Source organism: Methylobacterium sp. 1973, assembly GCF_040545035.1.
GTDB classification, from domain to species: domain Bacteria; phylum Pseudomonadota; class Alphaproteobacteria; order Rhizobiales; family Beijerinckiaceae; genus Methylobacterium; species Methylobacterium fujisawaense.
The window spans coordinates 95,632-108,517 of record NZ_JBEPLA010000005.1; the positions used below are offsets into that span (position 1 = coordinate 95,632).

Annotated in this window: 11 protein-coding genes; 7 read left to right on the forward strand and 4 right to left on the reverse strand. The window is 72.2% G+C overall.

The window, feature by feature from the left end; all coding sequences use genetic code 11:
* The first annotated feature begins 160 nt into the window (after positions 1-160).
* On the forward strand, positions 161-598 hold the full coding sequence (locus tag ABIC70_RS11725; protein WP_043387800.1) for an HIT family protein: 438 nt from the start codon (positions 161-163) through the stop codon (positions 596-598).
* Between the two features lie 3 nt (positions 599-601).
* On the opposite strand, the gene ABIC70_RS11730 is transcribed toward ABIC70_RS11725, so the two are convergent.
* The 3 genes from ABIC70_RS11730 to ABIC70_RS11740 all read right to left on the reverse strand — a co-directional run bounded on the left by ABIC70_RS11730 (position 602) and on the right by ABIC70_RS11740 (position 3,710).
* Positions 602-1,006 (reverse strand): PilZ domain-containing protein, encoded by a 405-nt coding sequence (locus ABIC70_RS11730; protein WP_043351152.1) that lies wholly within the window; start codon positions 1,004-1,006, stop codon positions 602-604.
* Positions 1,007-1,299: 293 nt separating this feature from the next.
* A complete protein-coding gene (locus ABIC70_RS11735) occupies positions 1,300-1,530 on the reverse strand; it encodes a hypothetical protein (RefSeq protein ID WP_043351157.1) in 231 nt (76 codons plus the stop codon).
* A 116-nt stretch (positions 1,531-1,646) separates the two neighbouring features.
* A complete protein-coding gene (locus ABIC70_RS11740) occupies positions 1,647-3,710 on the reverse strand; it encodes an NAD(+) synthase (protein WP_354439767.1) in 2,064 nt (687 codons plus the stop codon).
* A gap of 343 nt (positions 3,711-4,053) precedes the next feature.
* On the opposite strand from ABIC70_RS11740, the gene ABIC70_RS11745 reads away from it, so the two are divergent.
* Together ABIC70_RS11745 and ABIC70_RS11750 are read left to right on the forward strand one after the other, a co-directional pair.
* Positions 4,054-7,317, forward strand: coding sequence for a DNA translocase FtsK (locus ABIC70_RS11745; protein ID WP_354439768.1), 3,264 nt, complete (start codon positions 4,054-4,056; stop codon positions 7,315-7,317).
* A gap of 283 nt (positions 7,318-7,600) precedes the next feature.
* On the forward strand, positions 7,601-8,515 hold the full coding sequence (locus ABIC70_RS11750) for a LolA family protein (protein WP_053610096.1): 915 nt from the start codon (positions 7,601-7,603) through the stop codon (positions 8,513-8,515).
* Between the two features lie 9 nt (positions 8,516-8,524).
* Here the strand turns inward: ABIC70_RS11750 and ABIC70_RS11755 are convergent, their stop codons facing one another.
* Positions 8,525-9,265, reverse strand: a complete 741-nt coding sequence (locus ABIC70_RS11755; RefSeq protein ID WP_043354521.1) for a lysophospholipid acyltransferase family protein — start codon at positions 9,263-9,265, stop codon at positions 8,525-8,527.
* A gap of 160 nt (positions 9,266-9,425) precedes the next feature.
* On the opposite strand from ABIC70_RS11755, the gene xth reads away from it, so the two are divergent.
* From xth to ABIC70_RS11775, 4 genes are all read left to right on the forward strand, one after another.
* Positions 9,426-10,235 (forward strand): exodeoxyribonuclease III, encoded by an 810-nt coding sequence (xth, locus tag ABIC70_RS11760; protein WP_043354519.1) that lies wholly within the window; start codon positions 9,426-9,428, stop codon positions 10,233-10,235.
* Positions 10,236-10,511: 276 nt separating this feature from the next.
* Positions 10,512-11,390, forward strand: a complete 879-nt coding sequence (locus tag ABIC70_RS11765; RefSeq protein ID WP_043354517.1) for an SDR family oxidoreductase — start codon at positions 10,512-10,514, stop codon at positions 11,388-11,390.
* 277 nt (positions 11,391-11,667) lie between these two features.
* Positions 11,668-12,450: an SDR family NAD(P)-dependent oxidoreductase gene (locus ABIC70_RS11770; protein WP_043385070.1), complete on the forward strand. Its 783-nt coding sequence runs from the start codon at positions 11,668-11,670 to the stop codon at positions 12,448-12,450.
* Positions 12,451-12,541: 91 nt separating this feature from the next.
* A complete protein-coding gene (locus tag ABIC70_RS11775; protein WP_279901298.1) occupies positions 12,542-12,829 on the forward strand; it encodes a hypothetical protein in 288 nt (95 codons plus the stop codon).
* The last annotated feature ends 57 nt before the right edge of the window (positions 12,830-12,886 follow it).

Consider the following 12,886-nt stretch of genomic DNA (forward strand, 5'->3'; position numbering starts at 1 on the left):
GCGCGCCTCGTTGGAAGCCGGACCGACGGAGCCCGGCACGGCGCTGCGGCCGCGGCGAGGCAAGCGTTGCGGCAGGCCGCTTGTTCCCGTGTGGACGCGGGTGGGTCGCCCGTGCAACCTGCAACCGCTCGACGACCGCTCACGGAGACCCGGAGGCAGCATGGCCGACGCCCCCTACGATCCCGACAACATCTTCGCCAAGATCCTGCGGGGCGAGATCCCCTGCCACCGCGTCTACGAGGACGACCATACGCTGGCCTTCATGGACGTGATGCCCCAGGGGGAAGGCCACACCCTGGTGATCCCGAAGGCGCCGGCGCGGGGCCTGCTCGATGCCGATCCGGAGTCGCTCGGCGTCCTGATGGCGCGCGTCCAGAAGGTCGCCCGCGCCGTGAAGGCGGCGTTCCAGGCCGAGGGGCTGACCCTCTTCCAGTTCAACGAGCCGGCCGGCGGCCAGACCGTCTTTCACCTGCACGTCCACATCATCCCGCGGCGTGAGGGCGTGCCGCTCAAGCGCCACGAGGGCGGGATGGCCGACAACGCGGTCCTGGCCGAGCATGCCGCACGCATCCGCGCGGCCCTGGAGGGGCAGGGCTGAGGATCAGGCCGCGCTCGCCGGATCGGCCGACTGGGCCATGCTGGCGAGCAGGCGGCGCAGGGCGGCGTTCTCGGTCTCGAGTTCGCTGACGCGCTTCAGCAGCAGGGTCACGGAGGCGTCCGTCGCGGCCGCAACGGGCGCCGCGGGCGCGGCGCTGGCCGGCTGCTCGAAGGTCACGCCGATGCCGTCCTCCCGGCGCCAGCGCAGGATGGCCCGGTAGGTCCGATCCTTCTGCGGAATGTAGAGATCGAAGGCCTCCGGGAGCGTGGTGGCGTCGCTCATGACGAGCCGAGCACCGGCGGAGGACATGTCGCGCACGAGGCAATCGAAGCTCGACGAGCCGTTGTTGAAGACGATGCGGCCCTTGAGGAAGACCCTCTGGCGCGCCTCTCTGCGATGCTCCGACATGCGGCCGGCTCCGAAGCTGACGATGCCGCCAGTCCTGCACGCCAGCCCTTAAGGAATCTTCGTTGCGATCGCAGAGTCGGGGCCCGCCTCGCGGCGGGATCCCTGCCGACGGGGGTCCCATCGCCGGGTCCCATCGCCAGGTCCCGGCTCGGCGCGCGGGGCGATCCGGTTTCAAGCCGGCGCGGCTGGCGCCGCCGGGCGGACGGCGTTCTTCGTGCTGCGTTGCGGAACGCCGGCCGGCGGCTCGGCCCGCGCGCCGCATGGGCGCGCTCAGTCCTTCCCGATGCCCCCGCTCACGCGATGAAGCGCCGGTCCACCGTCTGGAACAGGTAGAATCCGTTGAAGCGCACGGCGGTGTCGGCGGCTCGGTCGTCGAAGTCGAGGGGTTGCCGGCTGCCGTCGCAGAGCTTTCCGCCGAAGGTCCAGCGGCCGGCGCCGATGAAAGGCGGGACGGTGCTGGCCTCAGGCACCGCGCAGCAGAGACCCTCGACGCTCTTGAGCTGGAACAGGTTGTAGCTTCGCATCCGAAGTCCTCCGCCTGGCCGCCCTCAAAGCCAAATTTTCCCAATACGGTATTTTGCATTGCGAAGAATCGGCTTGACCGTGCTCATAATGGCACAATCGGTCGAGTTTGTGTCGGTCAAGTTTCGGGGACGTTTCGGTTCAACTCCGCGATCCAGATGCGCGCCGACCCGTCGGAGGGCGCGCGCCAGTCGCCCCGGGGCGAGAGGGAGCCGCCGGCCGAGACCTTCGGCCCGTTGGGGAGCGCCGAGCGCTTGAACTGGCTGAAGCCGAAAAAGCGGGTGAGGAACACGCCGAGCCAGCGGCGGATCTCGGGCAGGTCGTAGGCGACCCGCTTGGCCTCGGGGAAGTCCGGCGCCCAGAAGCCGCTGTCCCTGTCGCCCCAGGCGTGGAGCGCCAGGAAGGCGATCTTCGAGGGTCGGAACCCGTAGCGCAGCGTGTAGAACAGGTTGAAGTCCTGCAGCGCATAGGGGCCGATCGTGGCCTCCGTGCTCTGCGGGCTGTCATCCTGGTCCACCGGCACCAGCTCGGGGGAGATCTCGGTGTCGAGGACCGCCTGGAGGGTGCGCGCCTCGTCCGGCCCGACCTCGCCGTGGCCGATCACCCAGCGGATCAGGTGCTGGATCAGGGTCTTCGGCACGCCGGCATTGACCGCGTAGTGGCTCATCTGGTCGCCGACGCCGTAGGTGCACCAGCCGAGCGCCAGCTCCGAGAGGTCGCCGGTGCCGACCACGATGCCGCCCGCCTGGTTGGCCAGCCGGAACAGGTAATCGGTGCGCAGGCCCGCCTGCACGTTCTCGAAGGTCACGTCGTAGACCGCCTCGCCCCTGGTGAAGGGGTGGTTCATGTCGGCGAGCATCTGCCGGGCGGCCGGGCGGATATCGATCTCGGCGGCCGTGCAGCCCAGGGCCTTCATGAGGGCGTGGGCATTGGTCTTGGTGGCGTTCGAGGTGGCGAAGCCCGGCAGCGTGTAGGCCAGGATGTCCGAGCGCGGATAACCGAGGCGGTCGAAGGCCTTGGCGATCACGATGAGCGCGTGGGTCGAATCGAGGCCGCCCGAGACGCCGATCACGGCCCGGCGGGTGCCGGTGGCCTCCAGGCGCTGGGCGAGGCCGGCGACCTGGATGTTGTAGGCCTCGTAGCAATCCTGGGCGAGGCGCGTCGGGTCGGCGGGCACGAAGGGAAAGCGCTCGATCCGCCGGATCAGCCCAAGATCGGCCTCCGGCGGGTCGAGCCGGAACGGGACCCGGCGATAGGGCAGGGTATGGCGCCGGGCGTCGTCGTCGAAGCTGCCGGCCTGGAGGCGCTCCTGGGCGATCAGGTCGAGGTCGATGTCGGCGAGCGTCGTCACCGGGCCCGCGGGGAAGCGCTCGCCCTCGGCCAGCCGCACGCCCAGCTCGTCGATGCTGGTCTGGCCGTCCCAGGACAGGTCGGTGGTCGATTCGCCCTGGCCGGCGGCGGCATAGACATACGCGCAGGCGCCGCGCATCGCGGCCGCCCGCGAGAGGAGCGCCCGCGACTCGGCCCGGCCGACGGTGATCGGGCTGCCCGAGAGGTTGGCCAGCACCGTGGCGCCGGCGAGGGCCGCGCGCATGCCCGGGGGCTCCGGAACCCACAGATCCTCGCAGATCTCCACCCCGACCACGAGGCCCGGCAGGTCCTCGGCCGGGAACAGCAGGTCGGTGCCGAACGGCGCCTCGCGGCCGGCGACCCGGATGGTCTCGGCGGTGATCCCGGCGCCGGAGGCGAAGTGGCGCTTCTCGTAGAACTCCCGGTAGTTCGGCAGGAAGGTCTTCGGCACGACGCCGAGCAGGCGGCCGCCCTGGATGGCGAGCGCGGTATTGTAGACGCGGTGGCGCCAGCGGAGCGGCGCGCCGACCAGCAGCAGCGGCCGGAGATTGGCCGATTCGGCGATCACCCGGGCGGCGGCGGCCTCGACCGCGTCCAGCAGGGTCTGCTGGAGCAGCAGGTCCTCGATCGCGTAGGCCGAGAGGCCGAGTTCGGTGAAGACCGCCAGCGCGGCCCCCGAATCGTGGCACCTCCGGGCGAGGTCGAGGATCGCGTCGGCGTTGCGCTCGGGCTCGGCCGGGTGGCTCCGGCCTGTGCAGGCCGCAACCCGGGCGAAGCCGTGGCGGTAGAGGGAGCGGAAGCGCGCCGGCGATTCGGAGGTGGCTGGAGACACGGGCACCTGTCCGGATGAGGAATGGCTGCGGGTATCATATGGCATGCGGCCCGGCACGGGCGATCGGACGCGGTCGGCGCCCGCGGCGGGTTGGCTGCACGGCGCACGAACCGCTCTGTTCCCGGCATGGTTTCCGCAGCGCGGCCCGTGGCAAGCCTCCATTAACGACGAATGGCCTAACTCAGGAACAGCCGCCGCGCGTCGGCGGATCCCTGTTTCGAGTATCGTCTGAGAACCCATGCGCGCATCGGGACGGCCTCCGTACTCCCACCGTGACCCCGCCCGCCCCGTCCGCGGCGGCGACCGCTCGGGCCTCTCTCTGGGAGCCCTGGCGCACCGGCTGATGGCGCTCCGCGCGAGCCTCACCCGCCGCCTGTCCGGCTCCCCGGCCGGACTCCCCGCCCGCCCGTCCTACGGTGCCCCCGGGCGCCGGGCGGAGCCGAGCTGGCTCACGCCGCCGGGCGCGATGGTCGGCCGCGAGGCCGCCGAGCGCGCCCCGCGCGCGGCCGCGCCCGAAGCGCACTGGCCGGAGCAGGTCTTCGACGACCGGGCGAGCCTCGACGCCCTGGATGCGCCGGCCTTCGAGAGCCGGATCGACCGCAGCGCGTCCTCGCCGGGCGTGCTGGTGCGCCAGCCGCGCCGCCCCGCCGCCATCGCCCCCGAGGGCGTGCCGGCCGGTGCGCCGGTCGCCGCGCCGGTCCAGGCCGCCGCCCCCTCGGCCGTGCGCTACACCCGCACCCCCGATTCGGTCCTGCAGGAGCGCCGCCAACGCGCCCTGGAGGCCGAGCGCGTCGCCCTGGAGCGCGCCCGCGCCGAGGCGCAGGCGGCCGCCCTCGCCCTGGAGACCGAGCGGGCCGCCCGCGAGGAGGCCGAGCGGGAGCGCATCGCGCACGAGCAGACCGCCGCCGAGGCGGCGGAGCGCGTCGCCGTCATGCCGGTCCCGCCCGAAGCCGCCGCGCCGGACGCGGAGCCGGTGCCCCTGTGGCGCCAGCCCTTCGTCGCCCCGCCGGGCGTCCGCTTCTTCCGCACGCCGGATCGCCGCCCGGTCCGGCCCGCCGTCGAGCTGGCCGCGTCCACGGCGGTGATCGCCCCCGTCGCGGCGGCGCCTTTCGTCGCTGAGAGCGTCGAAACCGTCGCCGAGGCCCCGGCCCGCGACTGGTCCGACCTGCCCGACTGGTCCGAGGTCCAGCCCTGGTTCGACGGCGGCGACTGGTCGTCCGTCGAGGCCTGGTCGGCCCTGGAGGCGCAGTCCGCCGAGGCGCCCCCGGCCCCGGAGGCCGTCGCCGCGCCGGCGGCGTCCGACGAGCGCTTCGTCTCGATGCCCCTCGACATCTCGCACCTGCGCTCGCTGCCGCCGCGGCCGGTCTACGTGCTCGACCGGCTCGTGCGGTTCGACCAGCCGCCGCGCCCCGCCGACGGGCAGGATAACGGCACGGATTCCGGCCCGCGGACCGAGGAGGCCGCCGCGATCCGGAGCGCCTTCCTGCCCCCCGCCGCGACCTCGGCCTCCGGCCTGTCGCTGGTCTTCGGTCCCGGCAGCGCCGCGGCCGAGCCTCCGACCGCGCCGGTCTCCGAGGCTCCGCGCCGGGTCCCGGCGCTCAGCGCCATGGCGGCCCGGGCGGCGATCCGCGCGGCCGGCCAGCCGAGCACCCTCCCGCCGGCGCCCCCGGCCCAGCCCGAAGCCGTCCCGGCCCCGGTTGTGGCCCCGGTTGCGGCCGCGCCGGCCGCCGCGCGCGCCGAAGCCGAGCGCGTGGTGATCCCGATGACCCCGCGCCCGGTCCTGCTCCGGGGCAAGCTGGCGCCGCAGCCCGAGCCGGTCGAAGCCGAGGTTGAGAGCGAGGCCGAGCCCGTCGCGGACGAGCCGTCCGAGCCGGTCGCCGCCCTGCCGGCCCCCGCGCCGGTTGCGGTCCCGCTCGTAGCGCCCCGCGCCCACCTGATCCCGGCCGGCCGCCATCTCGAGATCGCGCCGATCGAGAACGCCGATTACGAGCTGCCGTCCCTCGAACTGCTCGCCCTGCCGGCGCCGGGCGGCAGCGAGGAGGTCGATGCCGACGTGCTGGAGCAGAACGCCCTCAACCTGCAGCAGACGGTCCAGGATTTCGGCGTGCGCGGCGACATCCTGGCGGTGCGGCCGGGCCCGGTCGTCACCCTCTACGAGCTGGAGCCGGCACCGGGCACCAAGTCCAGCCGCGTGATCGGCCTGTCGGACGACATCGCCCGGTCGATGTCGGCGGTCTCGGCCCGCGTCGCGGTGGTGCCCGGCCGGAACGTCATCGGCATCGAGCTGCCGAACGAGACCCGCGAGACCGTCTACCTGCGGGAGCTCCTCTCGTCGGCCGACTTCGCCGAGAGCAAGCACAAGCTGGCCCTGTGCCTGGGCAAGAACATCGGCGGCGAGCCGATCATCGCCGACCTCGCGCGCATGCCGCACCTGCTGGTGGCCGGCACCACCGGCTCGGGCAAGTCGGTGGCGATCAACACCATGATCCTGTCGCTGCTCTACCGGCTGAAGCCGGAGGAGTGCCGGCTGATCATGGTCGATCCGAAGATGCTGGAGCTGTCGGTCTACGACGGCATCCCGCACCTGCTCTCTCCGGTCGTCATCGACCCCAAGAAGGCGGTGATCGCCCTCAAATGGGCCGTGCGCGAGATGGAGGAGCGCTACAAGAAGATGGCCAAGATCGCGGTGCGCAACATCGACGGCTACAACGCCCGCATGAAGGAGGCCCGCGACAAGGGCGAGACCATCACGCGCACGATCCAGACAGGCTTCGACCGCCACACCGGCGAGGCCGTGTTCGAAGAGGAGGCGATGGACCTGGCGCCGCTGCCGTACATCGTGATCGTGGTCGACGAGATGGCCGACCTGATGATGGTGGCCGGCAAGGACATCGAGGGGGCGATCCAGCGTCTGGCGCAGATGGCGCGGGCGGCGGGCATCCACCTGATCATGGCGACGCAGCGGCCTTCGGTGGACGTGATCACCGGGACGATCAAGGCGAACTTCCCGACCCGGATCAGCTTCCAGGTGACGAGCAAGATCGACTCGCGCACGATCCTGGGCGAGATGGGCGCCGAGCAGCTTCTGGGCCAGGGCGACATGCTGTTCATGGCCGGCGGCGGGCGCACGACCCGGGTGCACGGGCCGTTCTGCTCGGACAGCGAGGTCGAGACCGTCGTGGCGCATCTCAAGCGCCAGGGCCGTCCCAGCTACCTCGACGCCGTCACGGCCGACGATTCGCCCGAGGAGCCCGCCAAGGAGGGCGGCCGGTCCGGCCGGGGCAAGGCCGCCGCGGCCGACAAGGCCGAGCGCGGCGACGAGCCCGAGGAGGAGGCCCCCGTCTTCGACATCGGCGCCTTCGCGGCGGCGACCGGCGGCGAGTCGGACGACCTCTACAAGCAGGCGATCGAGGTGGTGCTGCGCGACCAGAAGGCGTCGACGAGCTACATCCAGCGCCGTCTGCAGATCGGCTACAACCGCGCCGCCTCGATCATGGAGCGGATGGAGATCGAGGGGATCGTCGGCCCGGCCAACCATGCCGGCAAGCGCGAGATCCTGGTCGCCGGCGCAGCCCACATGTCGAGCGGCGTGTACGACGACGAGTGAGACGCCGCGCCCCTGGCCGCTCCCCCATGGGAGCGGCCCGGACGTCGCATCTTCGCCACAGGGCGGGGTTCTAACGGGCCGCTGCGAAACCCGTCCCGTCCGTGAGAGCGGAGCGAAGCAGCCCAGGGCAGCGCGCCGTCCGGCACCGCGGAGCTCCTGGGTTGCCGCGCGCCGCTCGCGCAGACGACGGGGGGCGCGACGTCTTCACCCGCTCGCTGACGTCACGTTCCGCTTTCCCTTTGCCGCCGGAGCCCACGCCGTGGTTCCCCAGGAGACTCTGCCGATGATCGGCCGCCGCATCCGCACAGCCGGCTCCCTGATCGCCGCCGGGCTGTGGCTCGCGACCGCCAACCCGGCCGAGGCGCAGGTGGGCGCCTTCATCGACAGCCTGTTCGGCCATAAGGAGGAGCCCGCGCCGCAGCCCGAGGCTGCCCCGCCGGCCCCCGCGCCGGCCAAGAAGCCCGCGCCCAAGGCCAACAAGGAGGCGAGCAAGGATTCCGGCAAGGACCCGGCGGGCAAGGACACGAAGGCGGCCAATGCCAAGTCCGGCAAGGCCGAGCACAAGGCCGCAGAGCCCAAGGTCGCGGCGGTGGGCGCGCCGACGGCGATCGCCCCCGGCGAGCCCGCGGATGCCGCGACGCTGCTCGCCCAGGCCAACGCCTACTTCAACGGGATCAACACCCTGACGGGCAACTTCATGCAGATCGGCGCCGATGGGCGCCGGATCGGCGGCAAGCTGACGCTGGCCAAGCCCGGCCGCCTGCGCTTCGACTACGACCAACCCTCTCCGCTCGAGGTGATCGCCGACGGCACCTCGGTGGCGGTGCGCGACCGCAAGCTCAACACGCAGGACCTCTACTTCATCGCCCAGACGCCGCTGAAATTCCTGCTGCGCGAGAAGATCGACCTCGCCCGCGACCTCACCGTCACCGACGTGGCCAACGATCCGGGCGGCGTCCGCATCAGCCTGGAGGACCGCGCCACCCTCGGCGGCACCTCGAAGATCCAGCTGTTCTTCGATGCCGACGTGAAGACCCTGTCGCAGTGGCGGATCACCGATCCGCAGGGCTACATCACGACGGTGACGCTCTCGAACCTCCAGAAGGGCAAGAGCGTCGACGGCAACCTGTTCTTCATCAATTACGGGCGTGCCGAGGACAAGGCCGTGCAGCAGCAGATCCAGCAAGCGCAGCCCTAGGGGGCGCCCTCAGGCCGCCTTCGCGCCGAGGCCGTCGAGGCCGATGGGGCGCCAGCGGTCGAGCTCCCGGTCGATCGCCCCCTCGGTGCCGCGCAGGAACTCCGCGGCCGTCAGGCCCGGCGCGACGGCCGTGAGGTAGCTCACCACCACGGTCCCGGCCCGGGTCGCCATGCCCCCCGGCCAGAACAGCCCGGAATTCAGCGCCACCGGCACCACCGGCAGGCCGAGCCGTCCGTAGAGCAGCTCGACGCCGCGCTTGAAGCGCAGCGGCGCGTCGATGCCGCCGCGAGTGCCTTCCGGAAAGATCAGCACCGACCGGCCCGCCGCGACAGCGGCGCGGCCCTCGTCGATCATGGTGCGCAAGGCCTGCGTGCCGTTGCCGCGGTCGATGACGATCATCGGCGAGCGTCGCAGGAACCAGCCGACCACCGGGATCGCCAGCAGCTCCCGCTTGGCGACGATCGCCACGTCCGGCACCAGCACCAGGAAGGCGAGGGTCTCCCAGGTCGACTGGTGGTTGGCGACGATCAGGCAGGGCTTGGCCGGCAGGTGCTGGCGGCCCTCCTCCACGTAGCGCAGGCCGACGATGTGCCGGAGCCCGGCCAGGATGCCGCGCGCCCAGAGGCGCGTCGCCCGTCGGATCGGCCGCTCGGGGGACCCCGACAGGAGGAAGACCGCGAGCGGCGCGAGGAACAGGGTGGTCCAGGCGGCCCAGTAGGCGGCGAACAGGAGCGAGCGGGCATGTGCCATGGCGGCGCCTCGACGAGGGGCCCGGGACAGGGCAGGGCACGGGCATAGCGCCTGCCGGGCACCGACGCACGGCATTTCGCGCCGCCGGCGTCGAGCGGACTGTCGCGGCCCGCGAAATCGGCTATCGGAGCGCACCTCCGACCGAACCCCGGCGCCGCCCGTGCAGCTCACCGTCACCACCTGGAACATCAACTCGGTGCGCCTGCGCATCGACCTCGTGCTGCGCTTCCTGGCCGAGCACAAGCCGGACGTGCTCTGCCTCCAGGAGACCAAATGCCCGGACGACGCCTTCCCGCTGAAGGCTCTGCGCGGCTCGGGCTACGAGCACGTGATGTTCGCCGGGCAGAAGGGCTACAACGGCGTCGCGATCCTCTCCCGCTTCCCCCTGCACACCCGCGCCGTGATGGGATTCTGCGAGCGCCAGGATGCCCGCCACATCTCGGCGGTGCTGGGGCCGGAAGCGGGGGCCGCCGCCGGCATCGTGCTGCACGATTTCTACGTCCCGGCCGGCGGCGACGTGCCGGACCGCGACCTCAACCCGAAATTCGCCCACAAGCTCGACTTCCTGTCCGAACTGCGCGCCTGGGGTGGCAAGCGCGTCTCCGGGCCGGCGATCCTCGTGGGCGACCTCAACGTCGCGCCCCTGGAGCACGACGTCTGGTCGCACAAGCAGCTCCTCGACGTGGTCAGCCACACGCCCGTGGAGACCGAGGCGCTGGAGGTCCTGCGCGGGGAGGCGGGGTGGATCGACGCGGCGCGCCACCTCACCCCGGAGCCCGAGAAGATCTACACGTGGTGGAGCTACCGCTCCCCCGACTGGTCGGCGGCCAACAAGGGGCGGCGCCTGGACCACGCCTGGGTGTCCCCGGACCTCGCCGGGACGGTCCGCAAGGTGGAGGTGCTGCGCGAGGCCCGCGCCTGGGAGCGTCCCTCCGACCACGCGCCGGTCACCCTGACCCTCGAACTCTGATCCGGCGCCCGCACGGAACCGGGGTGCGGTCCGAGCATTGCCCGCTCACGAACCCGTGACGTGAGCGAGCCCCGATGCGCAAGATCCTGATCGCCTTCCTCCTCCCCAAGGTCGTCTCCTTCCTGCGCCGCCGCTACGGCGGCCCGCATTCCGGGCGCACCCGCGCCTTCTGAGACGGTTCGGTACCCTCGCCCGGCCTGTGACGGCCGGGCGCAGGCGGCGGCCCTGAAGTCAGCCCTAGATCCCGTGGATCGCCCACGACCCGGAGCCTCCCCGATGACCGACGATCCGCGCGAGGCCGGGCCGCAGCCGCCCTTTCCCGGCGACCAGCAGCAGCCCCGGCCGGGCCTGACCTCCAAGATGACGCCGCGGCCCGACCATGGCGAGGACAGCTATGTCGGCAAGGGGCTCCTCACGGGCCACGCGGCGCTGATCACCGGCGGCGATTCCGGCATCGGTCGGGCGGTGGCCATCGCGTATGCCCGTGAAGGCGCCGACGTGGCGATCTCCTATCTCGACGTCGAGCAGGAGGATGCCGAGGACACGAAGGCCTGGGTCGAGAAGGCCGGCCGGCGCTGCCTGCTCCTTCCCGGCGACATCCGCGACGAGGACCATTGTCGCGACCTCGTGGCGAGGACCGTGGCGGCGTTCGGGCGCCTCGACGTCCTCGTGAACAACGCCGCCGCCCAGGTGGTGAACGACAGCCTCGACGACGTGAAGGCTCCCGACATCGAGGGCTCGTTCCGCGCCAACGTCTTCGCCATGTACCACCTCGCCCAGGCGGCGGTGCCGCACATGAAGCCCGGGGGGGCGATCGTGAACAGCACGAGCGTGCAGGCCAAGGTCGCCGATCCCAGCATGCTGATCTACGCCGCCACCAAGGGCGCGATCGCGAGCCTGACCATCGGCTTGTCGAACCTGCTGGCGCCGAAGGGGATCCGGGTGAACTGCGTCGCCCCGGGCCCGGTCTGGACGCCGATCCAGCCGATCGTGAAGAGTCCGGAGCAGATCGAGCAGCTCGGCGCGCAAACCCCGCTCGGCCGCGCCGGCCAGCCCGCGGAACTCGCTCCGGCCTACGTGCTGCTCGCCTCCCGCGAGGGCAGCTACATGTCCGGGGCGCTGGTGCCGGTCACCGGCGGCATCCCGATGCTCTGAGCGCCGGGTCCGCGCGGAGGCTCGAGCCCATCTTCGCATCCCGAGAGGGGGAAGCCGCCTCGGTCGTGTCGGCGCGCCTGGCGGCCGCCGCGGACCGGTCGGTGGCCGACAGGCGCGACGGCGCCCGCGCGATCCATCGGACATCGACGGCGGATCGGTTTTCAACGGCGGGAGGGACCTGTAGGTGTCCCGGGCTTGGCCTGCGGCGGTCGCACCGCTGCGGACCCGAACGCCGCGTCGCGCCATCCGGGTGCGGCCGCCCCCGACGGAGACGACGATGAGCGATGCCCAGACCCGGACCGCACTGGTGACGGGGGCTGCCCGCGGCATCGGGCTCGCCACCGCGACCCGCTTCCTCGCGGACGGCTGGAACGTCGCCCTGCTCGATATCGACGGTCCGGGCGTGGCCGCGGCGACGGAGCGGCTCGGCCGTCCGGAGGCCGCGCTGGCGGTGACGGCCGACGTCTCCGAGCCCGAGGCGGTCGCGGCGGCGATCCGGCAGGTCGGCGACCGGTTCGGGCGGCTCGACGCCCTGGTCAACAATGCCGGCATCGCGATCTTCAAGCCGCTGATGGAGACCACCTTTGCGGACTGGTCGCGGGTGCTCGCGGTCAACCTGTCCGGTCCGTTCCTGTGCACGCAGGCCGCCGTGCCGCTCCTGTCCGAGCGCGGCGGGGCGATCGTGAACGTCACCTCGATCTCGGGCCTGCGCGCCTCGACCCTGCGGACGGCCTACGGCACCAGCAAGGCGGCGCTGGCGCAGCTCACCCAGCAGCAGGCCGTCGAGTTGGCGCGCTGGGGCATCCGCGTGAACGCCGTCGCCCCCGGCCCGGTGGATACCGCGATGGCCAAGGCGGTCCACAGCCCCGAGATCCGGGCGGATTACCACGACACCGTCCCGCTCGGCCGCTACGGGCTGGAGACGGAACTCGCGGAGGCGATCGTCTTCCTCTGCTCGGAGCGCGCCTCCTACATCACCGGCCAGCAACTCGCCGTCGACGGCGGTTTCGAGGCGACGGGCATCGGCCTGAAGACCCTGCGCGGCGGACGGAACGCCTGAGCCCGCTGCAGGGCCGGATCTCCCGGTTTCGGACAGGGTTCGTTAACCCTGCCGCCGTAGCCCCGAAGCTTGGTCAACAGGCGCGGGTGCCATGCCGAGACTCGGCTCCATGATCCTCGACGGTCTAGCGTTCCTCCTGGCCGCGATCGCCCTCACGGCGGTCGTCGTCGGCTACGAGCGCAATCTGCCGGATCCGGGCGCGTCACTCGCCGAAGGCCCGCCTGCCTGGATCGATCCGGTCACGACGGGGGCGATCACACCGGCGGCGCCGGGCGCGGCGTCTCGCTGGGCGGACGCGCAGCTCCTGATCCCGGCCGCGGACACGGATCGGCCGCACCACGCCGACGGCGGCGCCTGGGTGAACCCGCCGCGCCGCTGAGACATCCGCCTCGGGCCGGCGACCATCACAACTGATCGTTAACTATGGTTGCCGAAC

Excerpts from the sequence above, each read along its gene's own strand:
- ABIC70_RS11725 (WP_043387800.1), top strand. The coding sequence starts at position 161 with ATGGCCGACGCCCCCTACGATCCCGACAACATCTTCGCCAAGATCCTG.
- ABIC70_RS11745 (WP_354439768.1), top strand. The coding sequence starts at position 4,054 with ATGGCGCTCCGCGCGAGCCTCACCCGCCGCCTGTCCGGCTCCCCGGCC.
- ABIC70_RS11775 (WP_279901298.1), top strand. The coding sequence starts at position 12,542 with ATGCCGAGACTCGGCTCCATGATCCTCGACGGTCTAGCGTTCCTCCTG.
- ABIC70_RS11770 (WP_043385070.1), top strand. The coding sequence starts at position 11,668 with ATGAGCGATGCCCAGACCCGGACCGCACTGGTGACGGGGGCTGCCCGC.
- ABIC70_RS11765 (WP_043354517.1), top strand. The coding sequence starts at position 10,512 with ATGACCGACGATCCGCGCGAGGCCGGGCCGCAGCCGCCCTTTCCCGGC.
- ABIC70_RS11735 (WP_043351157.1), bottom strand. The coding sequence starts at position 1,530 with ATGCGAAGCTACAACCTGTTCCAGCTCAAGAGCGTCGAGGGTCTCTGC.
- ABIC70_RS11755 (WP_043354521.1), bottom strand. The coding sequence starts at position 9,265 with ATGGCACATGCCCGCTCGCTCCTGTTCGCCGCCTACTGGGCCGCCTGG.
- ABIC70_RS11750 (WP_053610096.1), top strand. The coding sequence starts at position 7,601 with ATGATCGGCCGCCGCATCCGCACAGCCGGCTCCCTGATCGCCGCCGGG.
- ABIC70_RS11730 (WP_043351152.1), bottom strand. The coding sequence starts at position 1,006 with ATGTCGGAGCATCGCAGAGAGGCGCGCCAGAGGGTCTTCCTCAAGGGC.